This is a genomic window from Fulvivirga ulvae, from assembly GCF_021389975.1.
GTDB lineage: Bacteria > Bacteroidota > Bacteroidia > Cytophagales > Cyclobacteriaceae > Fulvivirga > Fulvivirga ulvae.
The window spans coordinates 3,163,579-3,184,487 of sequence record NZ_CP089981.1 but is presented as its reverse complement, the minus strand read 5'-3'; the positions used below and the strand labels follow the sequence as shown (position 1 = coordinate 3,184,487).

The window sequence follows — 20,909 nt, the reverse complement described above, 5'->3', positions numbered from 1 at the left end:
GTAAAATGGAGGCTATTTAGTCTGGCGACAAATGTAATCAGATTTTCTTACAGGCTGGTAAAGCTGTCGCCTGCTTCGCTTTTAAAAGGTCTTCTTACCATAAAGTACAGAAGGGTAAGCAGCCATGCCAGTATTCCCATGGCTAGTGCCAGCACGATTGCTCCTACAACGTATTGCACCAGATTGGCTTTGATCATATCATATGTTATGCCTGAGTGAAACAAAAGGTCATCTCTTGGGTTATCAACAAAAAAAGCACCCAACTTATAGCTGGCATAAATCACCACCGGAATCATCGGGGGAATGCTTATGTTCGCCGCAACTATAAATAGCGCCTTGTTAAGCTTCATTAAATGAGATAATGCCAGACCAACTATCATTTGGTACCCCCAGATGGGGAAGATGCCCATAAAAACCCCGAAACCGATTGAAAGGGCCTTTACCCTAATGGGCTCATCTTTGTTAAACAGGTTCTTTTGTGCAAATTTCCTAATATTTTCCCTGGTCAATGATTTTATAAACCGGAAGGGTATGTAATAAAGCACCGCTAATATGAAAAACCATGTATTTAGGATACTAATCCTTGTAAAGTCTGTAAAAGGCCTGAAATGGGATATCCGTTTTTTACCTGGTTCGTAGTGCACCCGAACAGGTATATTTTTGACTGTTATGCCCTTCCAGGCTGCTTTAACGATCACTTCGACTTCAAATTCAAAGCGGGAGGTCATATACCTGATCCCCTGCATCTTTCTTATGGGGTAAAGCCTGTAGCCGGATTGTGTATCTGTTAATTTTAATCCGGTATCGACATAAAACCAAAAATTGGAGAATTTATTACCAAAACTACTTTTACCAGGTACATTTTCCTGGTCCATATTCCTGGCACCGATTACCAGGCTGTTTGGCTCTTTCTCTATTTGCTCCAGAAATCCAGGCAGATCGTCAACAAAGTGCTGCCCATCGCTATCGATAGTAATGGCATAGTGATAACCTTTACTTAGGGCATATTTAAAAGCATTTTTTAAGGCTGCCCCTTTTCCCTGATTTTTACTGTGGTTTATTACCTGTATGCGGTTATTAAATGATCTTAGGATTTCTGGTGTATCATCGGTGGCTCCATCATTAACAACAATTACATTGGAAGAGTATTTAAGCACACCGGTTATTACCTGAGACAGTGTACCGGCATTGTTGTATGTAGGTATTACAACACAACATTTGTGTAACTGAAACAATGATTGGTAATTCATAATAATCACTTCAGTTCAAACAGGCCCTTGAATTTAAAATTGGCTTCTCCGTTTTCTAAAAATGTACTGGCCGTAACTATTAGTCCTTTTGGATCTGCTTTGGTAATTATATCAAATTTTAGCCGGTTATCCAGCGTCGGATCTACCAGTTTTACATATTTAATATTTGTTCCTTCCGATAAGAAGTATGATCTACCTGTTTCCTGATTCAAAATTTCCTTGAGCATTTCAAGAAGGCAAACACCCGGCAGCACGGGCTGCCCTGGAAAGTGACCTTTAAAAATATTATGATCAACATTTAACTCCGCATTTACAGTGTAGTGACCTTCCCGGTTACGTTCCACTTTATCAAGTGTATATAAATTTCCTTTGAGCATATTATCTTTCCAGTAATTTCATTTCTATCTTCATTTTAATATGGCGGTGGTTCACACATATTTCATCCGGAACAGGATCACTATTTATATAGAAAAATGAAGCTTGGGTCTTTAAAAATGTAAAGGCATTCTTGGTTTCAGCTTCTCTTACCTTATTATCATTGGTTAGTTTAACCTTTATCGTATTAGGCCCTTTTATTTTATAGCCATCATTTATTTCTTTTACTTTTTCAGGATCTTGTAAGTCTGTCAACAGCATAATACTAAAGTCTCTGGCCATTATTTTTTTGATAACGGCACGTTCCATCCCTTTTGGCACTTTGTTCCACGTCAGTTCTCCATCCGTTAGCAAAAAATCCATTATTGAAGGCCCCAATTTCGATAAAAGCACTACCCTATATGCTTCTCCTTCCTTTTTCACTACCATTAAACCACTGAAACTGTGCTCTTTATAGGAGAAAGCAGTGTTATAGATCAGGCCGTTTTCTGCATGGTTAATGTAGGGCTTCGGCAATTGACCTTTCTGGGCCTGAGCCTTTACCATAATATGTAAACATACAATTGTAAGAAATAGAAAATGCTTATTTAAAACCATGACTATAGATCGTGAGAAGCTTCTGCTGACACTCACTGGAATGAAAACTCACTATCGGGAATTGACGAATTTATTGTTTTACTGTGGAAGGTTATTAGTGTGTAATCCCCTTCATGCTCAAAAAGCTGAATTTTATTAACAGTATAATCGCTTTTTTCAAAATACACATCAATCTGTTTTATATAACTTTTCAGCTGTTCTTCCTTAGGGCTGAGCCTGGCTAAATATAACTTATTATTCTCCAGATAAGAAATATTGAAGCGTTCTTCCTGTAAAACATTACCCTGAACACTATTTATAATAAGATCATTTAATTCTTTGAAGATTTTGCTATTCTTTATGTCAAACGAATTCACCTTACCTTCGTCATTGATCTTGATCTTCTCTCCGTTAAGAAGGATGGCGTAGTTGTATGGACTGGTGTATGACCATTTCAAAAGATCAGGCTTTTTGAAGTGCATTGTGCCTGACGATTCTACCGTATTAGATAAAATGCTCAGGTACTTGGACTGATCAAATGAAGCCTTTATTGACTTCGTGTTTGCTGCCATTTGCTCTATTCCCTTTCTGAATTCTTCAATATCTTCCATGCGTTGAAAGTTGTCGTTCTGAAGCAACAGAGAGAATGGAGCTATCAGCAAGTATATTAGCAGTTTACTCATTGTCTGTCAAATTTAAATATTTCGTCAATAGTGACGCATTTATAGTTTTTCTTTTTAGCATGTAGCAAAATTGCTTCCAGAATTTCCGGAGTTTGTTCCCTGTTATCATGTAGCAGTATGACTGATCCGGGCTTTATTTTTGGGATAACCCGTTTAATAATCTTTTCATGATCAGCGCCCGAGGTATCAAACGACCGTAAATTCCAGCCTATCACCTTCATGCCAGTAGCTTTTACAGCAGCAGCTATTGCGGGATTGGTAACTCCATAAGGAGGCCTGAAGTAATCTATGGTTCTGCCGGTAGTATCCGTGATCAATGCGTTTGTCTTTTCAATCTCGGCAGCAATGCACTTCTTACTAAAGAGGCTAAAAAATTTGTGATGAGAGTATGAATGATTTCCAACCACATGTCCCTCATCAACTATTCTTTGAGCTATTTTCGGATTTTTTTCCAGATGTTTACCAATTAAGAAAAAAGAGGCTTTCGACTTGTATTTTCTTAATATATCCAGAACACTTTCGGTAAACTGGTGTGGCCCATCGTCAAAGGTTATGGCAATTTTATTTTCAACATCTTCCGGCGAAGTGAAAGCAGGTATAAATATATTATACCGCATAACAGAGGAACCGATAACCAGAAATGCAACAAACGCTATGGAGGTGATAACATAAAATACCCAGTGTACAGGCAGGAAATAGTCCAGTAAAAAGATACTGGCTATTATCACCATGAATACTGTTCGCGCTAGTGCAAAGGGCATCATAAAGACAATAGGGATATGGTGTGGTTCTCTCCTTTGTAATGGTTGTATATCAGCACTTTGCTTAATGTACCTTGGTGAGTGCCTGACATCAGCGTATCTGAAAAAACACATTGCTTGCGGAGCATCTCAGCGCCTAAATTATAGGCATATGCCGAGGCAGTAAAGTATTCCCCTGTAACCTTTTTAAATCCCACTACCGGTATATCTTCAGCAAATGCAGAGATTAAATTTTCATAATAGGCATCCGGGCTATTTTCATCAAAACCAAGTACCAGAGCACCTATTTCATTTTTATAGAGACTATTTCTGGTCAAAAAGTCATCCAGCACTTCTGTCACCTCCTCAGGAGAGAGGTCTCTGAAGTTAGCCATATTTTCAATGCAAACAGAATTCTCCCGCCCGGAGGCTGAGATCATAAAAAAACAGGCTCCCTCCCCGAAAGGAATTTTATTGTCGCACCCCATCTTTTGCAGTATATGGTGTACTTGCGGGGTCATTTCGTCAGCTCCACCTAGCAAAATATGGTTAGCCCCCTCATGGATACGCAATATGGCATCGAACAGAGCATTTTCAAATGAGTGTCCTCTGTTAACATAGGTAAAATTGTCGTTAGAGCACTGCAGCATCAGTGCCAGCTGTCCTGCAATGGTGTTATGCGTAGACTGAATAAAGGCTGTTGGCGATAGCAAACCTTCCCTTTCATTAATTATTTCACTAAGAAATTTTTCGGTATCCTTTATACACCCCAGGCCAGTGCCCACCACTATGGCATTGGGCTGTTCTATACCTGCTTCTGTAAGTACACGATTTCCGGCAGCTACACTCATTTTTATGATCCGGCTCATGCGACGTGCAAGCTTTGGGTCTATTACATGTTTATAATCAGGTTCCAGCGCAACCAGGTAAGGCATCTCTGAGGATTGCCAGTTGACCAGATACTTTTCCAAATCAAAAGTATCCTGTGGTGTAATGGCCGATGATGCTGTGATATAAACCTTCATGAAATATTTGCAAAAATAAGTGATGAGCAATTGCCTCCAAATCCGAATGAGTTGGAAAGCACATATTGTATCTTCATAGAAGCGAGTGAAGTAACAGGAGGGTTTATCACATTCATTGCCTTAGAAAGGTTCAGGTTTGGGAATGCCATCTGATGTTGGATGGCCAGCAAAGAAAAAACCGCTTCAATGGCTCCTGCTGCCCCAAGGGCATGTCCTGTAAATGCTTTTGTTGAGCTATAGACAGGTATACCCTCTTTAAAAACTTCCTTAATGGCACGGCTCTCCGAAAGATCATTATTGGCAGTGCCGGTACCATGGGCATTAATATAGTCTATTTTCCCTGGTGCCATGTCAGCCATTTTAAGTGCTTTTTTCATTGCCAGCAAGGCTCCTTTTCCTTCCGGTGAAGAGGCCGTCTGATGGTAGGCATCATTAGCATTGCCATACCCCGTAAGCTGTGCAACAGCCCTGCCTCCCCTGTTCCGGAGAGATTGCTCAGATTCCAGTACGAGAAAGGCTGCTCCTTCACCCAGGTTAAGACCCTGTCTTTCTTCATCGAATGGCTTACAATGGGTTTGATCCAATATTTTCAGACTATTGAACCCATTTAATGTGAACAATGACAATGCATCTGAACCTCCTGCTATTACACAATCTGCCATACCTGACCTGATCATCCTTCCGGCATTCATAATAGTATTGGCAGAGGATGAGCACGCCGTACTAATGGTTTGCAATGGCCCTTTTAAACCTAGAGTATCGGCAATTTTGGCTGTTGAATAGCCACAATCATGCCCCTGAAAGGATGATTTGAAATCTATATTTCTGCCTTGTTGCAAATCACGGCAGGCAAGCTCTGATATGTCCATACCTCCCACGCTGGTGCCGTTGATCAATGAGGCACTCCTCAACTTCGCCGGCGTCAGGCCGGCCATTTCCAATGCTTCCCGGGCTGCCAGTACCCCCATCAATGCAGTTCTGGATAGGTTTTTATGCTTTAAGCCAGCCAGCTCAGTCAATTCTGCATTTGATACTTTCAGTTCTCCAACCGGCATATCCTTATGGGAGGTATCCAGAAGTGAGGGTGCGCTTATACCACTATTCGAAGATTGCAGGGCACTTAAATTGCTGCCCACCCCTACTCCAAGAGCCGAAATAATCCCATATCCGCTGACGTAGACCTTTGCGTGCACTTTGTTTATTTTTTATTTTTCTCTATATAAGCTGCTATGGTATTGATAGATTGAAAAACCTCTCTGCCATCTTCCGGATTCTCTATTTTAACGCCATAATTTTTTTCAAGTAACACAATCAGTTCTAGAGCATCAATAGAATCAAGTCCCAGACCATCCCCAAACAGCGGCTCATTGTCATTAATGTCTGCTACATTCACATCTTCCAGGTTCAAAGCTTCTATTATAGCTGTCTTTAGATTTTCTTTCAGTTCTTCCATTTAATTAGAATATAATTTGATTGAAATTTTTATCAAAGCCACGGGACAGTGGTGCATTTGTATTCTTTTGGCTACTCACAAGATATAATTCTCCAACATAGGCATCATCCGAGTAGTTTACAAAGCCTGTAATGCAATAATGGTACTGCTCCTCTTCAAACAGTTGCCGTACATAGGTATACAAAAAAACAGCATCCATCCGATCCATCATAAAGCATGTATTCTCTCCTGTAATCTTATACCGTATGCACATTTCGCCAAGCATAATGTTGGGAAGTGTATAGACAAACACTGCCGGACTGGGAAAATAGTTGTCCCTGTCAGCAATAGATTGATAATGCCGTTTATCAGAGCTGAGGGAAGCCGATCTATTTCCCAAAACAATGGCCACCTTATCGCCGTTCCAGTTTTCGATATGCGTGGTTAGCAGCTCGGTGCCCAAAAATGCAAGCTGGCACAATTCATCCATTTTGAAGAATTTCGGATATTGAATTGAAAGATACCTGTACAGTTCCTTACCAAAAAGATTAAAAGGATGTTTTCTGTCATTACTCAAAACAAGCTCTCCATTGGCCTGAGCTGAAGCCGGTGTAATTATGCTATGAGCCTGTATTTGAAGTTTCATCTGACTTTTAGTTACTGTTTTAAATACTTTTGTATACTACCGCAGCATTGCACCCTCCAAAACCTGACGTGGTTTTTAAGATGTATTCACATCCCCCAATTGCGTTCATTTCAGTAATTACGTTCAGATCTTTAGAGGTTCCCGCTGCCTGAAATCCTTTTGACGCAATCAGTTCGTTTTCTCTCATTTGTTTAATAGCTATGATGGATTCAATTACTCCGGCTGCTCCCAATGTATGTCCGAAGTAGCCTTTTAAGCTATTTAATGGTATGTTGCTCATGCCAAGCGCATCAAACGCTATAGCTTCCATTTCGTCATTAAATACAGTAGCAGTACCATGCGCACTGATATAGTCGATATCTCGTGCAGTAATATCTGCCTGGTTCAATGCACGTTGTACAGCTAATTTTAGTCCTTCACCGGTTCTTGAAGGTCCCGAAATATGGTTGGCATCATTGGATTGCGATCCTGATAAAATTCTGCTGACCTGTTTTTTCTCTTTAGCAAGTTCAGCATCACGCGTTATAATCATAGTTCCGCAAGCTTCTCCAAGCGAGATGCCTTTCCTCCGGGTATCGTATGGTCTGCAAGGCTCGTCACTAATGGCTTTAAGGGATTGAAAACCGCTCACAACAAATTCACTAAGCATATCGCCACCTGATACAATAGCGTGATCATATTGCCCGAGCTCTATGAGTTTTTTAGCAGTAATAATGGCGGACAATCCTGAAATACATGCATTTGAAACAACAATGGGTGAATGTGGCAGCTCAAATTGAGAAGCAATTGTCCGGGCCATAGTCATCAATTCTGACCGTTTTTTATCTACCAGTCCTTTATAGTTATCTGACAACAGGTCTATATTCCCTTTTGTGGTAGAGACTACCAGCAGTGTTCGTTTCTTGTCGAGATCATGAGTATGGCTGAGTGCATCGGATATAGAGTGGATAAACAATTGTTCCAGAAAGGTAAAGTCACTTTCCTCGGAGATATGGATTGTTTTCTTCTGATCTGCATTCAGGGCAGCACCGTAAAATGGTTCAGGGTAATAGGTACTGTCGTCAACCTTGGCAATACCTGAAATACCTCCTCTGCATGCCTTATAGTTTGCAGCTGTGTCCGCGCCTAAGGGACTGACAATATTATCCGCGACTGAATAAACTTCCATAATTACTTCAGGCTAAGCACATCCCAGCGCTCTTTCCAGTGTTGAAAAAAATCCGGGACCGTTAACTGCAACTGATGTTGTTTATTTAAAAAAACCTGCTCAGATCTACCTGTAGCATATACTTCTTTGCTGTCGGCATGGTAAAGTTTATACTCAAAAATAATCTTCGCTGCGGGAGAGTTTACAAAAGTAGTCTCAAGCATAACAGGATCATTGTATTTTACGGGCCTCTTGTAATTACAATCTATTTTCACAATCGGTATTAAAAAGCCGTGGTCTTCATATACATCCAGGTAACCGAGGTTATAGGCTCTCCCAAAGCTTTCCCGTCCGTCTTCAAAATATTTAATATAATGACCATGCCACAGGATGCCCATACTATCAATTTCATTAAACCGTACTCTTATTTCGGTTGTATCTTTTAGCATTAATTCTTGTCTTCTTCGGGTTTAATAAAAATTCTAAGTTCGCATTCAGCTATGGTAATTTCATTTCTATCATAGACCCGCGCCATGGCTATCTGCATATTCATTACTTCGTTCACAATCTCTATCGAGGTACAGATATTGGTTCCTATAGCTGGTAATCTATAAATTTTGAGACCTTTAACCGAAGCTATAAACCCCACAGGGGCCATTTTTTGTAATGAATGAGCCTGAATGCCTGCAAACAACGCCGCTGTCTGCGCCATATTTTCAACAAGTCCACCTTCCTGCAAACAGCCTTCGCTAACTAATAAGTTATCTTCTGTAACTTTCAATCCTGACACCAGCGATTTTTTATCATAGCTGTAAAGGGAAGATACCATTACAAACGGTGGACGCTGTGGTATGTATTTAAAAAGCTCGTTTCCTTCTTCCAGTGCTGTCATATTTTTTAAAATTTCAGCTTGCAGAGTTATCAAGCTACGGCTTACAATTTAGAGATTATTATTCAACCACTGCACCTTTTACATCATCACTCCAAAAGTCATAGTAATTAAACCACTGTAAAGGTGACTGCCTTAGCTTTACTTCCAGATTTTCCACGTACTGATCGAGCAGTTGCTCAGCCGTGCACTCTGCCCTTTGGATTGGAGTAGCTGAAAGATGGTATGTTTTACCTTGACCACGTACGGCATAGGCAAATGAATAAGGCACTTTAAGCTTGGTCGCAATGGTAAACGGGCCAAGCGGGAAAAAAGCACTTTTATTCATAAACACCTTTTGAGCCACTCGCGCCCCGGAGGTAAACCTATCTCCATGCATACAAATAACCTCTTTATTACGCAAAGCCGTATTAATCTTGAAAATGTGTGACAGGTCATTCTTTATGGCAATAATGTTCACTTTCCTGTCTCTCATGACCTGGTCAAGATATTTTTTGATCTTTTCGTGTTCAGCTTCATAGATCAAAATATTGGTTGTAAGCTTTATTTTATCAAGCAAAAAGCCGGCGATCTCCCAGTTTCCAAGGTGTGCACTGATCACTACACCTCCTGTTTCCTTCAATGTTTCGAGGTGCTCCACACCGTCAAAAGTATAATTAAATTCACCTGATTTACCTGAGCCAATGGCTACTTTATCAATGAGGGTCTGTCCAAAAATGTAGTAACTTTTGTAAACAGCCAGACAGGCTTTCAACCTGGTGAAGCCCACAATATGCCTGAAATAGCTATAGATAGCTGACGTTGATTTGGGAGCAAACATCACGTAGTAACATGCCACTATTCTCAAAAGAACATATGCGGCACCTACCCCTGACTTTTTAAGAATATAAATGAAAATCTGATAACCCAGAAGGCCACCACGCGTTTTGCCCTTCCAAGACGCCATTACGCAGCCTCGGCTTTCTGAATTACGTATTCGTAGAAATCCTGAAAAGTATTAATACCTACAAAGTCCTCGGGATTTACCTTAAAACCAAAATTGCTTTCAATCTCCACCACAAGATCAACATAGTCAAGGCTATCCAGATCTAATGTTTCTTTCAAATTAGCTTCAGGTTCTATTACTTCAGGTTCAACCTCAAACTCATCCACCAGGAATCCATTTATTTTCTCAATGATCTCTTCTCTATTCATCGCCGTTTCGTAAATATTTAGTCAAATTTTTTGATGATTAAGCTGGAATTTGTGCCTCCAAATCCAAAAGAATTCGACAAAAATAAATCAAAATCCTTTTCCACAACATCAAAAGCAAAGTTTAAATCTTTTAGTTCATCATCAGGATCGTGAAGGTTGATGTTTGGAGCAATAAAACCATTTTGCATCATAAGCAGCGAGTAAACCACTTCACTGGCTCCGGCCATCCACATTTCATGGCCAGTCATAGACTTGGTCGAGCTCAGGTAAGGCTGCTTATCTCCAAAAACCTGCAGTATTGCTTTCCCCTCGTTCAAATCACCGGCCAGAGTAGATGTAGCATGGGCATTTATGTATGCAATATCAGCGGCCCTAATGTTAGCCTGCTGCATAGCCATTTCCAGTGAGCGCGCCGGACCCTCTACGTTTGGATGTGAAATATGATCTCCATTGGAGGAAAAGCCATATCCTATGATCTCTCCTAATATTTTTGCACCTCTCTTTTTGGCTGACTCCAGGCTTTCGATAATTATGGTTGCCGCCCCTCCGCTAGGCACCAGCCCATCCCTTTTCTTATCAAAGGGCCTTGAAGATGCCGAAGGATCCGTTTCTTGCACTGAGAAAGTGCCCAAACCATCAAAACTTCCCATAGAATGGTAGTTTACTTCCTGGGCGCCTCCGCATATAACTTTATCCTGCATACCGCTTTTTACCATCATATATCCCAGCCCTATGGAGTGAGAGCCACTTGCACATGCTGCGCTTACAGTAAAGTTTATTCCTTTTAATTTGAAAATGGTGGCCAGATTCATAGTTACAGTACTATTCATAGACTGAAATATTGATCCACTGCCAATTAAGGTAGTATCTTTTTTTACCCGAAGCGTGTCTACCGCCTCAATACATGGTTTGGCAGAACTGTCATTTCCGAAGATGATCCCAACGTTTTCATTAGCCAAAAACTCCTCATCCATGTTGGCCAGCTTCATTGCTTCTATGGTTGACATGTAAGCATATTCACCCTGTTCAGCCAGGCCAATGCGCTGTCTGCGGTTGAGCATTTCCTTTAGTACTGGTCGTTCAACGATACCAGTTAGAGAAGACCTAAACCCTAAATCTTTTCGTTCGGGGTCTGTTCCTATACCGGACTTGCCCTTATATAAAGAGTCTCTAACCTCTTCAAGATTTTTCCCTATACACGAATAAATACCTATACCGGTAATAACTACCCTGTTCATTTAAACTGAATCTGATTAATACAGACCTCCATTAATTGATATTGTTTCTCCTGTGATATATGAGGAGGCATCTGATGCTAAAAATCCTACTACTTTTGCTACTTCCTCCGCTGTTCCAAACCGACGCATAGGAATCATAGATTTATATTCCTTTTCGTCAATACCCTCAGTCATTTCTGTCTTAATAAAGCCCGGCGCTACTGCATTAACAGTAATGTTTCTTCTGGCAACTTCCTGGGCCAGGGCCTTTGTAGCTCCAATTACCGCCGCCTTGGCTGCCGAATAGTTTGTCTGCCCGGGTAAACCTTTAAGACCTGATAATGACACTACATTGATAATCTTACCATTTTTGGTCTTAACCATTTCCTGTAAAACACTTTTGGTAACATTATAAAAGCCTCCCAAACTGGTATCAACCACATCATCCCACTCTTCATCCTTCATCCAGATCATAAGGTTGTCCTTCTTGATACCGGCATTGTTCACCAGCACTTCAATTTTTTTGTCAGCGTTGTTCTTTTGCCACTGTCCCAGCACTTCATTGGTTTCTTTTCTATCCGCTACATTAAAAGGTATAAGTTCAGCTACTCTGCCTGCTTCTTCCACTGCTGCTTTCACTTGTTCTGCCGCCTTTTTATTTGAGGCGTAGTTGATCAAAATGTTATACCCCTGCTCTGCCAACTGAATGCAAATTGCTTTGCCGATACCACGGGAGCCGCCCGTAACCAATGCATATTTCATAGACGTGATTAATTCAAAATCGTCTTTTTCAAACGATTTGCAATTTATTCATATAATTTTTCACTTCCAATAATGAATTAAACCTTCAGTAAAGAATTTTCCATCATAAACTCTTTCACTTTTCTCAGGTCATTATAAATAGGATAATCACCGCTAAACTCAGGTATTATCTCTCTTATCTCGCTATATATCTGCTTGCTTTGCATAGACAATCCCCCAGTCTTTTTCAAATAATCCAGGGCCTGCACTATGGATATAACCTCAATGGCCAATACCTCAAATGTGTTTTCAATGACTTTTTTAGCACACAAGGCAGCATTTGCTCCCATGCTTACAATATCCTGATTGTCATTATTGTTGGGTATACTATGTACATACATTGGGTTAGATAGCATCTGGTTTTCTGCTGTTGTGGAGGTTGCTGTAAACTGTACTCCCTGCATCCCAAAATTAAAACCGAGTTTGCCCAAATTCACAAACGGACTAAGCACGCCGTTTAACTGGGGATTCATCAGGAAATTCAATTGTCTTTCGGCAAGCATAGAAAGTTTGGTTATGGCAATTTTCAGTTTATCCATTTCAAACGACACATAGTCTCCATGAAAGTTACCACCATGAAATACATTGCCGCTTTTCGCATCCACAATTGGGTTATCGTTGGCTGAATTAATTTCTTCCACCAACAACTTCTGTGCCTCAATAATAGTTTCGTAGATAGCTCCTAATATCTGAGGTACACAGCGCAATGAATAGTACTCCTGAACTTTGTTACTGATTATCTCTTCCTCAATGTGCGTATTATAAAGTTGCTTTTCACGTTTTCTGATATATTTACTATCAGCCATACCTTCTCGCATCAGCCTGGCGATATGTTGCTGCCCCGAATGCTTCTTTGTATTGTTCAGTTCGGCCGAAAAATAATCATCGTAAGAGTCGACCATTTCGCATATCATGGCAGATATGCCCACTGACCACTCAATAGCTCTCTGCGCATAGATGGCATTGATTATACCTATACCTGTCATTACACTGGTACCATTCATCACTGCCAGTCCTTCCCTGAGCTTAATACTCATCGGTGTGATACCAAGCTCGTCAAACACCTCCGAAGTGGATCTGCGCTGGTTATTATATACGACCTCTCCTTCTCCTATCATGACCAGGGCAAGGTGTGCCAGTTGAACAAGGTCTCCGCTGGCCCCAACGCCTCCATGTTCAAAAATAACAGGAGAAATATGGTTGTTCAATAAGTCTATCAGTATTTGAGTAGCCGAAATATTTACTCCGGAATACCCAAGGGACAGGGTGTTGAGCCTGGCAAGCATTGAGGCCCTTACATAAACAGGATCAAGGATATCACCTAAACCGGAGGCATGACTGCGAATAAGGTTAAATTGAAGGTCTTTTTGCTCCCCTTCGCTTATTTTGTATTGCGCCATAGGACCAAAACCTGTATTAATCCCATAAATCACCTTGTTTTTCGAAAATTCGCTAAGGAATGCGTAGCTGTCGTTGACAATGTTTCGTGCCTCCTCTGACAGTTCGACTTTTTCCGTTTTAAAAACTGCTTTTTCTATATCAGCGAGCGTTAATGCTCCCAAACCTATTTTTACCATCACTCTGAAACTAAATTTTTACAGTTTTAAAACTTATTGAGAAACTAATATTTTCTTTGTGCAAGAAATCACAAAACAAATTATTAAGCTATTATTAAACAAAGTTTTATATTGGTTTTTTATGATTGGTCAAGGCCTTTAGGATTAAAGTATTACTGGTATGAATGATTTGGAAACAGAGGAAAAAGTAGATGTGCTTGTAATAGGGGCCGGGCCTTCAGGTACCGTAGCTGCAGCTATCCTGCAAAAGAAAGGGCTCCATGTGAAAATAGTAGAAAAGCAGAAATTTCCTCGTTTTGTAATTGGTGAAAGCCTGCTCCCACGTTCTATGCACAACTTTGAAAAAGCAGATTTTATAGATGTTATTGAGCAGGCCGGTTTTCAGAAAAAATACGGAGCCAAATTTGCCGATAAGCATGAGATCTGCGACTTTGATTTTGCCAGCCAGTTTTCAGATGGCTGGACGTGGACGTGGCAGGTAAAACGTGACCGGTTTGACCATATACTAGCCGAAGAAGTGATGAGAAGAGGCATCTGCCTTGATTACGAAGCAGAAGTGACTGCTGTCAGATTTAATCAGGACGGATCTTCCGTAACTACAGTTGAAAAAGCAGGCTGCACATCTGATATCCGGGCGCGGATCATTGTGGACTCCAGTGGTTATGGCAGGGTGCTACCACGGCTATTAGATCTGGATCAGCCTTCCGGGCTGCCAGAGCGAAGTTCTTTTTTCTGCCACGTAAAGCCGAAAGAGGTTTCCGATGACAAAGAAAGAATGCGTATTATCATCATTGTCTATACCAATGATGTATGGGGCTGGGTAATTCCTTTTGCCGATGGCACTTCATCGATAGGTATTGTAGGTTCCCCTGAAGGCGTTCACCGGTATGAGGGCTCAAAAGAAAAGCAGATGAGAAAATGGATAGCTGAGATCCCGGCACTTAAAGAACGCTTCACTGACTGTGAAATGGTATTTGAACCCCGAACCATTACAGGTTATGCATCGGCAGTAAAACAACTTTATGGTAACGGTTATGTATTAACAGGCAATGCTTCCGGCTTTGTTGATCCTATTTTCTCATCGGGTGTAACACTGGCAACTGAATCGGCAGCTCTGGCGGCAGAGCTGATCTCTGAGCAACTGGCCGGGAAAACCATAAACTGGGAAAAGGATTATGCTCAATACATTCTGGGTGGTGTTGATGTCTTCAAAACTTTTATTGAAGCCTGGTATGCCGGTGACCTGCAAAAGATATTTTTCAGTAACAGCCCTAATGAAAAAATTAAGCAACAGATCTGCTCCGTACTTGCCGGCTACGTATGGGACTCTGGCAACCCGTTTGTAAAAAAACACGACCGGGCACTAAGTAACTTGGTAAAGGTCGTTTCCTATTAAAACCTCTCTCACATAGTTTCGGTGAGAGGGTGGTCCTTTAACAATTAAAATATCAAACAGCACCTATTTATCTCTTTTATAGGGCTTTTGATCAGCTTTAAAGTCTTCGCCGCTCTCATTCATGGTATTGTAGATTGTGCGTGCCCAGTAGTTTCTAAAGCCAAACCCCCGGGCATCTGTAGTGTAACTTTTATTCCAAAGGATTTCTTTACTGGCAATATCAAAAAACACCACATAGATGACAGCTGTTTGCCTGTATTTATTCAGTGACTCAACAACGTAAACTAACCCAAGACCTTCATCAGATTTCTCCAGATCATAATCTTTTATGATTTCCTGAAGCTTGCCTTTTTCAAATTGGTAGCTATCATTAATTACCAGTTTATCTACATCAGGTATATCGTTTCTTCTGTCAACAACACTTAGGTCGGTAATCTGCCTCGATTTGTAATAAGCTTCTTGCAGGTCATATTTATCAGCTTCTGCCAGTACCAGCTCATTCCATGCATCAAAGTACTTATGTTTCACTTCGTAAGGTTCATTGAAGCCATCGCGGCCAATGCACTTTACATGGGAGTAGTCAAGGCCGCACCATACAAATTCAGAGCTTTCGTATAAAAGCGCTTTGCCAGACTGGGCCTGAACAACTACAGAAAGGAGCAAAAAGAAGTATATAATAAAACTTTTTTCATGACATGTATAATTTTATAAATTAAATACATCAAAAATATACACAATATTACATATACATATCCACTCCTATATGAAATTTAATTTAATGAATTCGGTTTGTTACAGAACTTCCTGAAGAACTTTGATAGAATTGATCTCTTTCAAAGAATCGACATTAGTCTGAAAAAACTTAATAATGTGATCCAGCATTTTTCTTCTTGAGCTGTTATTGAGCCTGGCAGAATCTTCATAAGAATTATCCATCAATTCATTGACTAAAAATGCTTCCTCTGCATAAAAGACATCAAGAAAATCTGAGCTTTCAATGCCAAACCCTAGGTATTTGGAAAGCTTAAGCATGAATTGAAGGTGAAAATTCTGATAATTGGTTTCCAGGTGATCCAATATTTCTATAGAGCGATAAATAAACTCAAAAAGATCATGCACTTCGCCTTCTTCCTTCACGCACTTATAGAGTATCTCTGCTATAAACATGGCAATGGCAGTTTTTCTAACATCGGTCTGTATGGTCTGAAAAGGGCTACCACATTTTACTTCTGAAATTCTATTAATATCGGCCGTCTCTTTGTAATATACTACAAGGTCCAGCAATGTCAGTGGCTGATAGAGGGCTATCCTGCCTTTGGAAGATTTGCTTCTGACACCATTAACAATATAGGTTTGCAACCCAAACTCTTCTGTAAATACCTTGGCAATGATCGATGTATCGCGATACTTGAAATATTTGAATACTATACCCCGAGTCTTGTGAAGCATCAGTTAATTACTGCTATTTTGCCTACAAAAGTATCTTCACCATCTTCGGAAGCACTAAATACAAGGTAGATGCCCGATTCGGCCCTGTTACCATTGTAGTCTGAAACATTCCACGTAGCCGTACCTCCATTGGCTTGCATTTGCCAGATCAGCTTACCAGATATATCCGTGATCTTTACTACTGCATCTGAGGCCAGACCCGATATACCCACTGTACCATTAAAATCTTCCGTTACAGGGTTAGGAAATATTTTAACATCAGAGTGCTCCTCCCTCGCCTCCGTAGCAGTGCCTCGGTACGACACTATACCCTTGTTTGTAGCAAAGAAGACCTCTCCCGTTTCTGTATTTATCTCTATATCAAAAACCCTATTGTCAGGAAGTGGGCTATTGCTCTGGTCAAAATGTAATATCTGCTCATCAGCGGCATCGTTAAACAGCCACGCTCCTTTGGTTGTCCCTATCCATTTGCGATTGCCACCGTCAATTTCTATACAGAGTACATCCTCATTTCTGAACAGCAAACCATTTTCAAAAATGGGCTCAACAGCATCAACATTTCCCTCAAGCACTTCTGAAGGCAACGTAAATACTGATACGCCGTCATTGGTACCTACCCAAACCAACCCCTCTTTGTCTAATGCAAAATCATAAACCCGGTCTCCTTTTAAACCACCATTGTTGGTAACGTCCGACAGGAATCTATATTCATTTGTTTCAGGTTCGAAAACCAGTATACCCCCTTCAACAGTTGGGTCAATGATCATCCAAACCTGATGATTTACTATCATTATCTTTATAGGATAACTGGCGGCTGTAAGGTTCAAGTTATAGGAGGCCCAATTGCCATCTTTATCAAGGAAATGCAGTGGGTAAGCTGCGCCATAGTTAAGTACCCATAAGCCTCCATTGGCTTTTGTCAAAGCAGGAATGATAACGCGCCGTTCAGCGACGCTAAGGTTTTCCAGAGGGCTGTTTATCTCATCAATAATGGTACTTTCTCCATTATTTGTAAGTTTCAAAAGTCCGTAACCTGCAGAAGCGAGGAACAGGCTACCAGAGCTTTCCTGATATGCTCCGTCTACTATATCCTTAAACTCAGGTATTGTATAATCAATGCCAGCGATGTTATAGTTTTGCCAGGAATTCCCGCTGAAAATGTAAAAGCCAGCATCACTTCCCATCGGATTCATGCCGGAAGCATATCCTCCGGGAAAAGCATAAATGGAATTGTTAAACTGCCCAAAACGAAAAATTTCGTTCTTATAAGGGCCATTTAATTCAAGGGACTGAAACGCTCCGGTATAATCGGTGATAAGTCCGTTTTGAGCATCAGCAATCCATAGGTGCCCCTCCTGATCGTTAATAGCCATGCTTACAACCGACAATAAGTCGCTCTGAACAGAGGTTTGCTGAAGTGACAGAGAAATGCCTGTAAGGGCTCCGCTATGAACAATCAATGCCTGCTGATCATTAGATGAAGCTTCACTAAAATCGGCACCCATCAGCAAGCCGGTAGCCTGCCAAATATCCTCGTACTTGTATAGCTGGTCTTCGTCTATACCTGCCAATACAATATTATTCAAAGAAACAATGATTTGGATCGGGGAAGCAGGTATACCCTCTGCAATGTCAAATCTTTTCCAGTTTTGGTAATCCAGCAAATTGGTACCATCAATAAGATTAGCCGCAAGCACTCCTTCCTCCGTAGCCAGAAAAAGACTGTCATTCAAAACAGTACTTTGGTTGATCTTCAAAGGTTCTGCACCTGCACCTAACTCTCTATAGGTCTCCGTAACCTCAAGTCTGCTCAGGTCAAATTTTAACACACCATAATCAGTGGCTATGTAGGCAAATGACTGAAAGCTGGTAATATGATTGATTCTTTTTGAACCTATAATCTGTGACGTGGAAGTAAGATCAAGGCTAAATATTTCATTGCCCCGGATCACATCAAGGTTACCCGAACCATAGCCTATTAAAAGCTGCGATGTGGAGTGATCAAAATACAGCGCTGTAATATCCTCAGCCTGCAAGCCATCGATCTTTGATAGTTTTGTAATACTATTATCGTCTTTATCAAAATAGAAAAGACCGCTCTCAGCAGAAGCAAATATTCTGTTTTCTGCCTCAACAACATGTTTTAAATTATAGTACGCGTAATGGGTGCGCCAGGTACCAATGGGAATATCATTTTGACCCAACCCCATGCGCCAAATTATAACACAGAAAATAAATAATACTATCCTGCTCACTGGTTAGATTTACGGTCTTTCATTCCTTCGAAAAAGCTCCTTCTGCTTCTGGCTTCATACTGTTGTTTTTCGCCTAATAAAACTTTGCCCTGATCGTCTGTCAACCTGAATGAAAAAGATGCAATCTCACCAGACCGGGCACATATGGCATGTACCTTGGTAACAAATTCTGCTACAGCAAGCAAGTTGGGCATAGGGCCAAAAGGTTTCCCTTCAAAGTCCATGTCCAACCCAGCTACGATAACACGTTTGCCGCTGTTTGCCAGTTTATTACATACTGTAACGATCTCTTCATCGAAAAACTGAGCCTCGTCAATGCCTACTACGTCGCAATCGCCGGCCATGAGTATAATGTCATCGGCAAAATCGACAGGCGTGGACCTGATCGCATTTTCGTTATGGGATACTACATCACTTTTGTGATACCTGACGTCAACGGCAGGTTTAAATATTTCAACCTTCTGCTTTGCTATAAGCGATCGGTTTAATCTTCTTATCAATTCTTCGGTTTTCCCGGAAAACATACACCCGCAGATCACCTCAATCCACCCCGTTTTCTTGGCTTTACCAAAATTAGGCTCTACAAACATTCTTCAAAAATAGTAATTAGATACGAGACTTGGGATATGGGGCCGGGGTTTTGATGCGAGAGCCGGGATTTGCATGTTGGTTAGGTGGGAAGACCGGAGTATTGTGACAGACATGGTTAGCAGTGAGCGGTGTTTGGTAATCGGTGTGATTTGCGGGTTGGCTATTGGGAGGAAGACGGGAGTAATGGTGACCTGAGGGTTGGTAAACTGAATGATGAAGAGAAAGCAGTTAATGGCAAACAGGAAATGGTAAACAGACTAGTCTGAGTATTTCATATGGGGTAGTTTGCTGGTTTCGGGGACTTTAATAACAATCTCCCCTTTTTCGACTATGCACTGGCAGGTTAATCTTTCGTTGGGTTTTAGTGCGTTCATATCTGCAAAGCGTTTTTCGTGTGTAGTGAGGGGGCCGAGGTTTTCTTCGCCTTCCAGGATTATGGCTTTACAGGTAGTGCACCTGCCTTTGCCACCGCAGGCATGCATCCAGTCGACAAAATTATCCTGCAGTATATTCAATATTGATTCAGGCGCTTCGTTGCCTGAAATGATTTTGTTATCGAGATTTTTGATAACGATCTTGGGCATATTTGCTAACTTTATAAATGTATTTGCCAGACAAAGGTAAAAACGATAATTGATTAGGGTAATTGAAAAGTATGGAAAATAATCTCAATAATAAGGGAATCGAGGACTATTGTAACCGGTTCTGTGAAATTGTAGTCAGTCAACATTTTAATAATAACCAAACAATCTCCGGTAAGGAAATACTGGAACTTCAGGAAATAAGGCAAATTAATTTATTCGTAATCAAATACTTACTTTCTGAGTGGACAAAGGAAGTCGCCAGACTCAAAAGTCCGTACTTCAATTACGATGCCCCCGAGGCCAAGGTAGCCCTCAAAGAATTTATGAACATCCTCTCCAGGCATATTTCAGTTGAAAAGAAATATTTTATGCCTTTGCTAAAGCAAGCTACAAGGGATACACTGCTACTGATATTTTCTCCGTACGATTATTATATGCATCTCATTCATGACCCTGAGCAGCAGGAATTATCCCTTAAGGAGCTAAAAAGGATGTCGAAATATGTGAAGATCAACAACAATTTGCTTCAGGCTCTTATAGGGAAAATAGAAGATCAGGGTTATCAGCGAATCTCTGAAGAGAAAGCCGGCAAACTCCTTAATGAGGTGTTTCAAAACATTCAGGAAAGCCCTGCGGATACGGATGAGTATATTGAAATCTTCTCCAGAACTTTGCCTCTTTCAGAAGCTATTGTCTACGGCGAATCTTCTAAAGTAAATGCTCCTGCTCAAACTACCAATTCCCTGTCGAGGGAAAGGCCTGTAAATGAAATAACGGAAGGTACTGTATCCACTATTAATGACAAGCACTCTGCCGAACAAAAACCTACTATCGCCGACAGCCACCGTAACCAGAAGATTGAAAGCATCAGAAGACATATCAGCATAAATCAACGGTTTATGTTTATCAACACACTGTTCTACGGTGATGAGGAGACTTATAACCGGGCCATTGATTATCTGGACAACTGTGAAGACAAAAGATCTGCCTCATTATATCTTGCTTCGGAATACCCGGAATGGGACAAAGAAAGCGAAGAGGTAGGCGAATTTATGGAGCTTCTGGAAAAGCGGCTTTCATAG

The 20,909-nt window shown here is 40.9% G+C and carries 24 protein-coding genes; 2 read left to right on the top strand and 22 right to left on the bottom strand.

The window, feature by feature from the left end; genetic code table 11:
- Positions 1-47: 47 nt before the first annotated feature.
- The 17 genes from LVD17_RS13370 to flxA form a co-directional block, all read right to left on the bottom strand.
- Positions 48-1,250: a DUF2062 domain-containing protein gene (locus LVD17_RS13370; RefSeq protein ID WP_233767503.1), complete on the bottom strand. Its 1,203-nt coding sequence runs from the start codon at positions 1,248-1,250 to the stop codon at positions 48-50.
- Positions 1,251-1,255: 5 nt separating this feature from the next.
- Positions 1,256-1,627, bottom strand: a complete 372-nt coding sequence (locus tag LVD17_RS13365) for an ApeI family dehydratase (RefSeq protein ID WP_233767502.1) — start codon at positions 1,625-1,627, stop codon at positions 1,256-1,258.
- A 1-nt stretch (position 1,628) separates the two neighbouring features.
- Complete coding sequence (gene lolB2, locus LVD17_RS13360) at positions 1,629-2,222, bottom strand: flexirubin biosynthesis protein LolB2 (protein WP_502798396.1); 594 nt, start codon at positions 2,220-2,222, stop codon at positions 1,629-1,631.
- A 32-nt stretch (positions 2,223-2,254) separates the two neighbouring features.
- Positions 2,255-2,884: a flexirubin biosynthesis/transport protein LolA2 gene (gene lolA2, locus LVD17_RS13355; RefSeq protein WP_233767499.1), complete on the bottom strand. Its 630-nt coding sequence runs from the start codon at positions 2,882-2,884 to the stop codon at positions 2,255-2,257.
- Entirely contained in the window at positions 2,881-3,648 is a 768-nt protein-coding gene (locus LVD17_RS13350; protein ID WP_233767497.1) for a polysaccharide deacetylase family protein, read from the bottom strand. The genes lolA2 and LVD17_RS13350 overlap by 4 nt, the downstream gene beginning before the upstream one ends.
- Complete coding sequence (locus LVD17_RS13345; RefSeq protein ID WP_233767496.1) at positions 3,645-4,649, bottom strand: beta-ketoacyl synthase chain length factor; 1,005 nt, start codon at positions 4,647-4,649, stop codon at positions 3,645-3,647. Before LVD17_RS13345 ends, LVD17_RS13350 begins: the two co-directional genes overlap by 4 nt.
- Entirely contained in the window at positions 4,646-5,842 is a 1,197-nt protein-coding gene (locus LVD17_RS13340) for a beta-ketoacyl-[acyl-carrier-protein] synthase family protein (RefSeq protein ID WP_233767494.1), read from the bottom strand. The genes LVD17_RS13345 and LVD17_RS13340 overlap by 4 nt, the downstream gene beginning before the upstream one ends.
- 5 nt (positions 5,843-5,847) lie before the next feature.
- Positions 5,848-6,102 (bottom strand): phosphopantetheine-binding protein, encoded by a 255-nt coding sequence (locus LVD17_RS13335; protein WP_233767493.1) that lies wholly within the window; start codon positions 6,100-6,102, stop codon positions 5,848-5,850.
- Between the two features lie 4 nt (positions 6,103-6,106).
- Complete coding sequence (locus LVD17_RS13330) at positions 6,107-6,727, bottom strand: beta-ketoacyl-[acyl-carrier-protein] synthase family protein (protein ID WP_233767491.1); 621 nt, start codon at positions 6,725-6,727, stop codon at positions 6,107-6,109.
- 19 nt (positions 6,728-6,746) lie between these two features.
- Entirely contained in the window at positions 6,747-7,895 is a 1,149-nt protein-coding gene (locus tag LVD17_RS13325; protein ID WP_233767468.1) for a beta-ketoacyl synthase N-terminal-like domain-containing protein, read from the bottom strand.
- A gap of 2 nt (positions 7,896-7,897) precedes the next feature.
- Positions 7,898-8,323, bottom strand: a complete 426-nt coding sequence (locus LVD17_RS13320; RefSeq protein ID WP_233767466.1) for an acyl-CoA thioesterase — start codon at positions 8,321-8,323, stop codon at positions 7,898-7,900.
- Positions 8,323-8,766 carry a hotdog family protein gene (locus LVD17_RS13315; RefSeq protein ID WP_233767465.1) on the bottom strand — a complete coding sequence of 148 codons (444 nt, stop codon included), beginning with the start codon at positions 8,764-8,766 and terminating at the stop codon, positions 8,323-8,325. Before LVD17_RS13315 ends, LVD17_RS13320 begins: the two co-directional genes overlap by 1 nt.
- Before the next feature lie 58 nt (positions 8,767-8,824).
- The gene (locus LVD17_RS13310) at positions 8,825-9,709 is read right to left on the bottom strand and encodes a lysophospholipid acyltransferase family protein (RefSeq protein WP_233767464.1); all 885 of its coding nucleotides are present in this window, start codon (positions 9,707-9,709) and stop codon (positions 8,825-8,827) included.
- Positions 9,709-9,957 carry an acyl carrier protein gene (locus tag LVD17_RS13305; RefSeq protein WP_233767463.1) on the bottom strand — a complete coding sequence of 83 codons (249 nt, stop codon included), beginning with the start codon at positions 9,955-9,957 and terminating at the stop codon, positions 9,709-9,711. Before LVD17_RS13305 ends, LVD17_RS13310 begins: the two co-directional genes overlap by 1 nt.
- 17 nt (positions 9,958-9,974) lie before the next feature.
- Positions 9,975-11,195, bottom strand: coding sequence for a beta-ketoacyl-[acyl-carrier-protein] synthase family protein (locus LVD17_RS13300; protein ID WP_233767461.1), 1,221 nt, complete (start codon positions 11,193-11,195; stop codon positions 9,975-9,977).
- 15 nt (positions 11,196-11,210) lie between these two features.
- Positions 11,211-11,936 carry a flexirubin biosynthesis SDR family reductase FlxB gene (gene flxB / locus LVD17_RS13295; RefSeq protein ID WP_233767460.1) on the bottom strand — a complete coding sequence of 242 codons (726 nt, stop codon included), beginning with the start codon at positions 11,934-11,936 and terminating at the stop codon, positions 11,211-11,213.
- Between the two features lie 77 nt (positions 11,937-12,013).
- Positions 12,014-13,552, bottom strand: coding sequence for a flexirubin biosynthesis tyrosine ammonia-lyase FlxA (flxA, locus tag LVD17_RS13290; protein ID WP_233767959.1), 1,539 nt, complete (start codon positions 13,550-13,552; stop codon positions 12,014-12,016).
- 160 nt (positions 13,553-13,712) lie between these two features.
- Here flxA and LVD17_RS13285 point away from each other — a divergent pair, with 160 nt between their 5' ends.
- Positions 13,713-14,948 (top strand): NAD(P)/FAD-dependent oxidoreductase, encoded by a 1,236-nt coding sequence (locus LVD17_RS13285; RefSeq protein ID WP_233767459.1) that lies wholly within the window; start codon positions 13,713-13,715, stop codon positions 14,946-14,948.
- Between the two features lie 63 nt (positions 14,949-15,011).
- Here LVD17_RS13285 and LVD17_RS13280 read toward each other — a convergent pair whose 3' ends face one another.
- From LVD17_RS13280 to LVD17_RS13260, 5 genes are all read right to left on the bottom strand, one after another.
- Complete coding sequence (locus tag LVD17_RS13280; RefSeq protein ID WP_233767457.1) at positions 15,012-15,611, bottom strand: hypothetical protein; 600 nt, start codon at positions 15,609-15,611, stop codon at positions 15,012-15,014.
- Positions 15,612-15,740: 129 nt separating this feature from the next.
- Positions 15,741-16,397, bottom strand: a complete 657-nt coding sequence (gene recO / locus LVD17_RS13275; protein ID WP_233767455.1) for a DNA repair protein RecO — start codon at positions 16,395-16,397, stop codon at positions 15,741-15,743.
- Complete coding sequence (gene porZ / locus LVD17_RS13270; protein ID WP_441712287.1) at positions 16,397-18,652, bottom strand: type IX secretion system anionic LPS delivery protein PorZ; 2,256 nt, start codon at positions 18,650-18,652, stop codon at positions 16,397-16,399. Before porZ ends, recO begins: the two co-directional genes overlap by 1 nt.
- The gene (locus LVD17_RS13265; RefSeq protein ID WP_233767451.1) at positions 18,649-19,242 is read right to left on the bottom strand and encodes a thymidine kinase; all 594 of its coding nucleotides are present in this window, start codon (positions 19,240-19,242) and stop codon (positions 18,649-18,651) included. The genes porZ and LVD17_RS13265 overlap by 4 nt, the downstream gene beginning before the upstream one ends.
- 258 nt (positions 19,243-19,500) lie before the next feature.
- On the bottom strand, positions 19,501-19,827 hold the full coding sequence (locus LVD17_RS13260; RefSeq protein WP_233767449.1) for a 2Fe-2S iron-sulfur cluster-binding protein: 327 nt from the start codon (positions 19,825-19,827) through the stop codon (positions 19,501-19,503).
- A 71-nt stretch (positions 19,828-19,898) separates the two neighbouring features.
- Between LVD17_RS13260 and LVD17_RS13255 the strand changes: the two genes are divergently transcribed.
- Positions 19,899-20,909 (top strand): DUF8457 domain-containing protein, encoded by a 1,011-nt coding sequence (locus LVD17_RS13255; RefSeq protein ID WP_233767447.1) that lies wholly within the window; start codon positions 19,899-19,901, stop codon positions 20,907-20,909.

Bases quoted from the DNA above. Each gene is read 5' to 3' on its own strand.
- LVD17_RS13370 (WP_233767503.1), bottom strand. From the start codon at position 1,250: ATGAATTACCAATCATTGTTTCAGTTACACAAATGTTGTGTTGTAATA.
- LVD17_RS13365 (WP_233767502.1), bottom strand. From the start codon at position 1,627: ATGCTCAAAGGAAATTTATATACACTTGATAAAGTGGAACGTAACCGG.
- lolB2 (WP_502798396.1), bottom strand. From the start codon at position 2,222: ATGGTTTTAAATAAGCATTTTCTATTTCTTACAATTGTATGTTTACAT.
- lolA2 (WP_233767499.1), bottom strand. From the start codon at position 2,884: ATGAGTAAACTGCTAATATACTTGCTGATAGCTCCATTCTCTCTGTTG.
- LVD17_RS13350 (WP_233767497.1), bottom strand. From the start codon at position 3,648: ATGATGCCCTTTGCACTAGCGCGAACAGTATTCATGGTGATAATAGCC.
- LVD17_RS13345 (WP_233767496.1), bottom strand. From the start codon at position 4,649: ATGAAGGTTTATATCACAGCATCATCGGCCATTACACCACAGGATACT.
- LVD17_RS13335 (WP_233767493.1), bottom strand. From the start codon at position 6,102: ATGGAAGAACTGAAAGAAAATCTAAAGACAGCTATAATAGAAGCTTTG.
- LVD17_RS13330 (WP_233767491.1), bottom strand. From the start codon at position 6,727: ATGAAACTTCAAATACAGGCTCATAGCATAATTACACCGGCTTCAGCT.
- LVD17_RS13325 (WP_233767468.1), bottom strand. From the start codon at position 7,895: ATGGAAGTTTATTCAGTCGCGGATAATATTGTCAGTCCCTTAGGCGCG.
- LVD17_RS13320 (WP_233767466.1), bottom strand. From the start codon at position 8,323: ATGCTAAAAGATACAACCGAAATAAGAGTACGGTTTAATGAAATTGAT.
- LVD17_RS13315 (WP_233767465.1), bottom strand. From the start codon at position 8,766: ATGACAGCACTGGAAGAAGGAAACGAGCTTTTTAAATACATACCACAG.
- LVD17_RS13310 (WP_233767464.1), bottom strand. From the start codon at position 9,709: ATGGCGTCTTGGAAGGGCAAAACGCGTGGTGGCCTTCTGGGTTATCAG.
- LVD17_RS13305 (WP_233767463.1), bottom strand. From the start codon at position 9,957: ATGAATAGAGAAGAGATCATTGAGAAAATAAATGGATTCCTGGTGGAT.
- LVD17_RS13300 (WP_233767461.1), bottom strand. From the start codon at position 11,195: ATGAACAGGGTAGTTATTACCGGTATAGGTATTTATTCGTGTATAGGG.
- flxB (WP_233767460.1), bottom strand. From the start codon at position 11,936: ATGAAATATGCATTGGTTACGGGCGGCTCCCGTGGTATCGGCAAAGCA.
- flxA (WP_233767959.1), bottom strand. From the start codon at position 13,552: ATGGTAAAAATAGGTTTGGGAGCATTAACGCTCGCTGATATAGAAAAA.
- LVD17_RS13285 (WP_233767459.1), top strand. From the start codon at position 13,713: ATGAATGATTTGGAAACAGAGGAAAAAGTAGATGTGCTTGTAATAGGG.
- recO (WP_233767455.1), bottom strand. From the start codon at position 16,397: ATGCTTCACAAGACTCGGGGTATAGTATTCAAATATTTCAAGTATCGC.
- LVD17_RS13265 (WP_233767451.1), bottom strand. From the start codon at position 19,242: ATGTTTGTAGAGCCTAATTTTGGTAAAGCCAAGAAAACGGGGTGGATT.
- LVD17_RS13260 (WP_233767449.1), bottom strand. From the start codon at position 19,827: ATGCCCAAGATCGTTATCAAAAATCTCGATAACAAAATCATTTCAGGC.
- LVD17_RS13255 (WP_233767447.1), top strand. From the start codon at position 19,899: ATGGAAAATAATCTCAATAATAAGGGAATCGAGGACTATTGTAACCGG.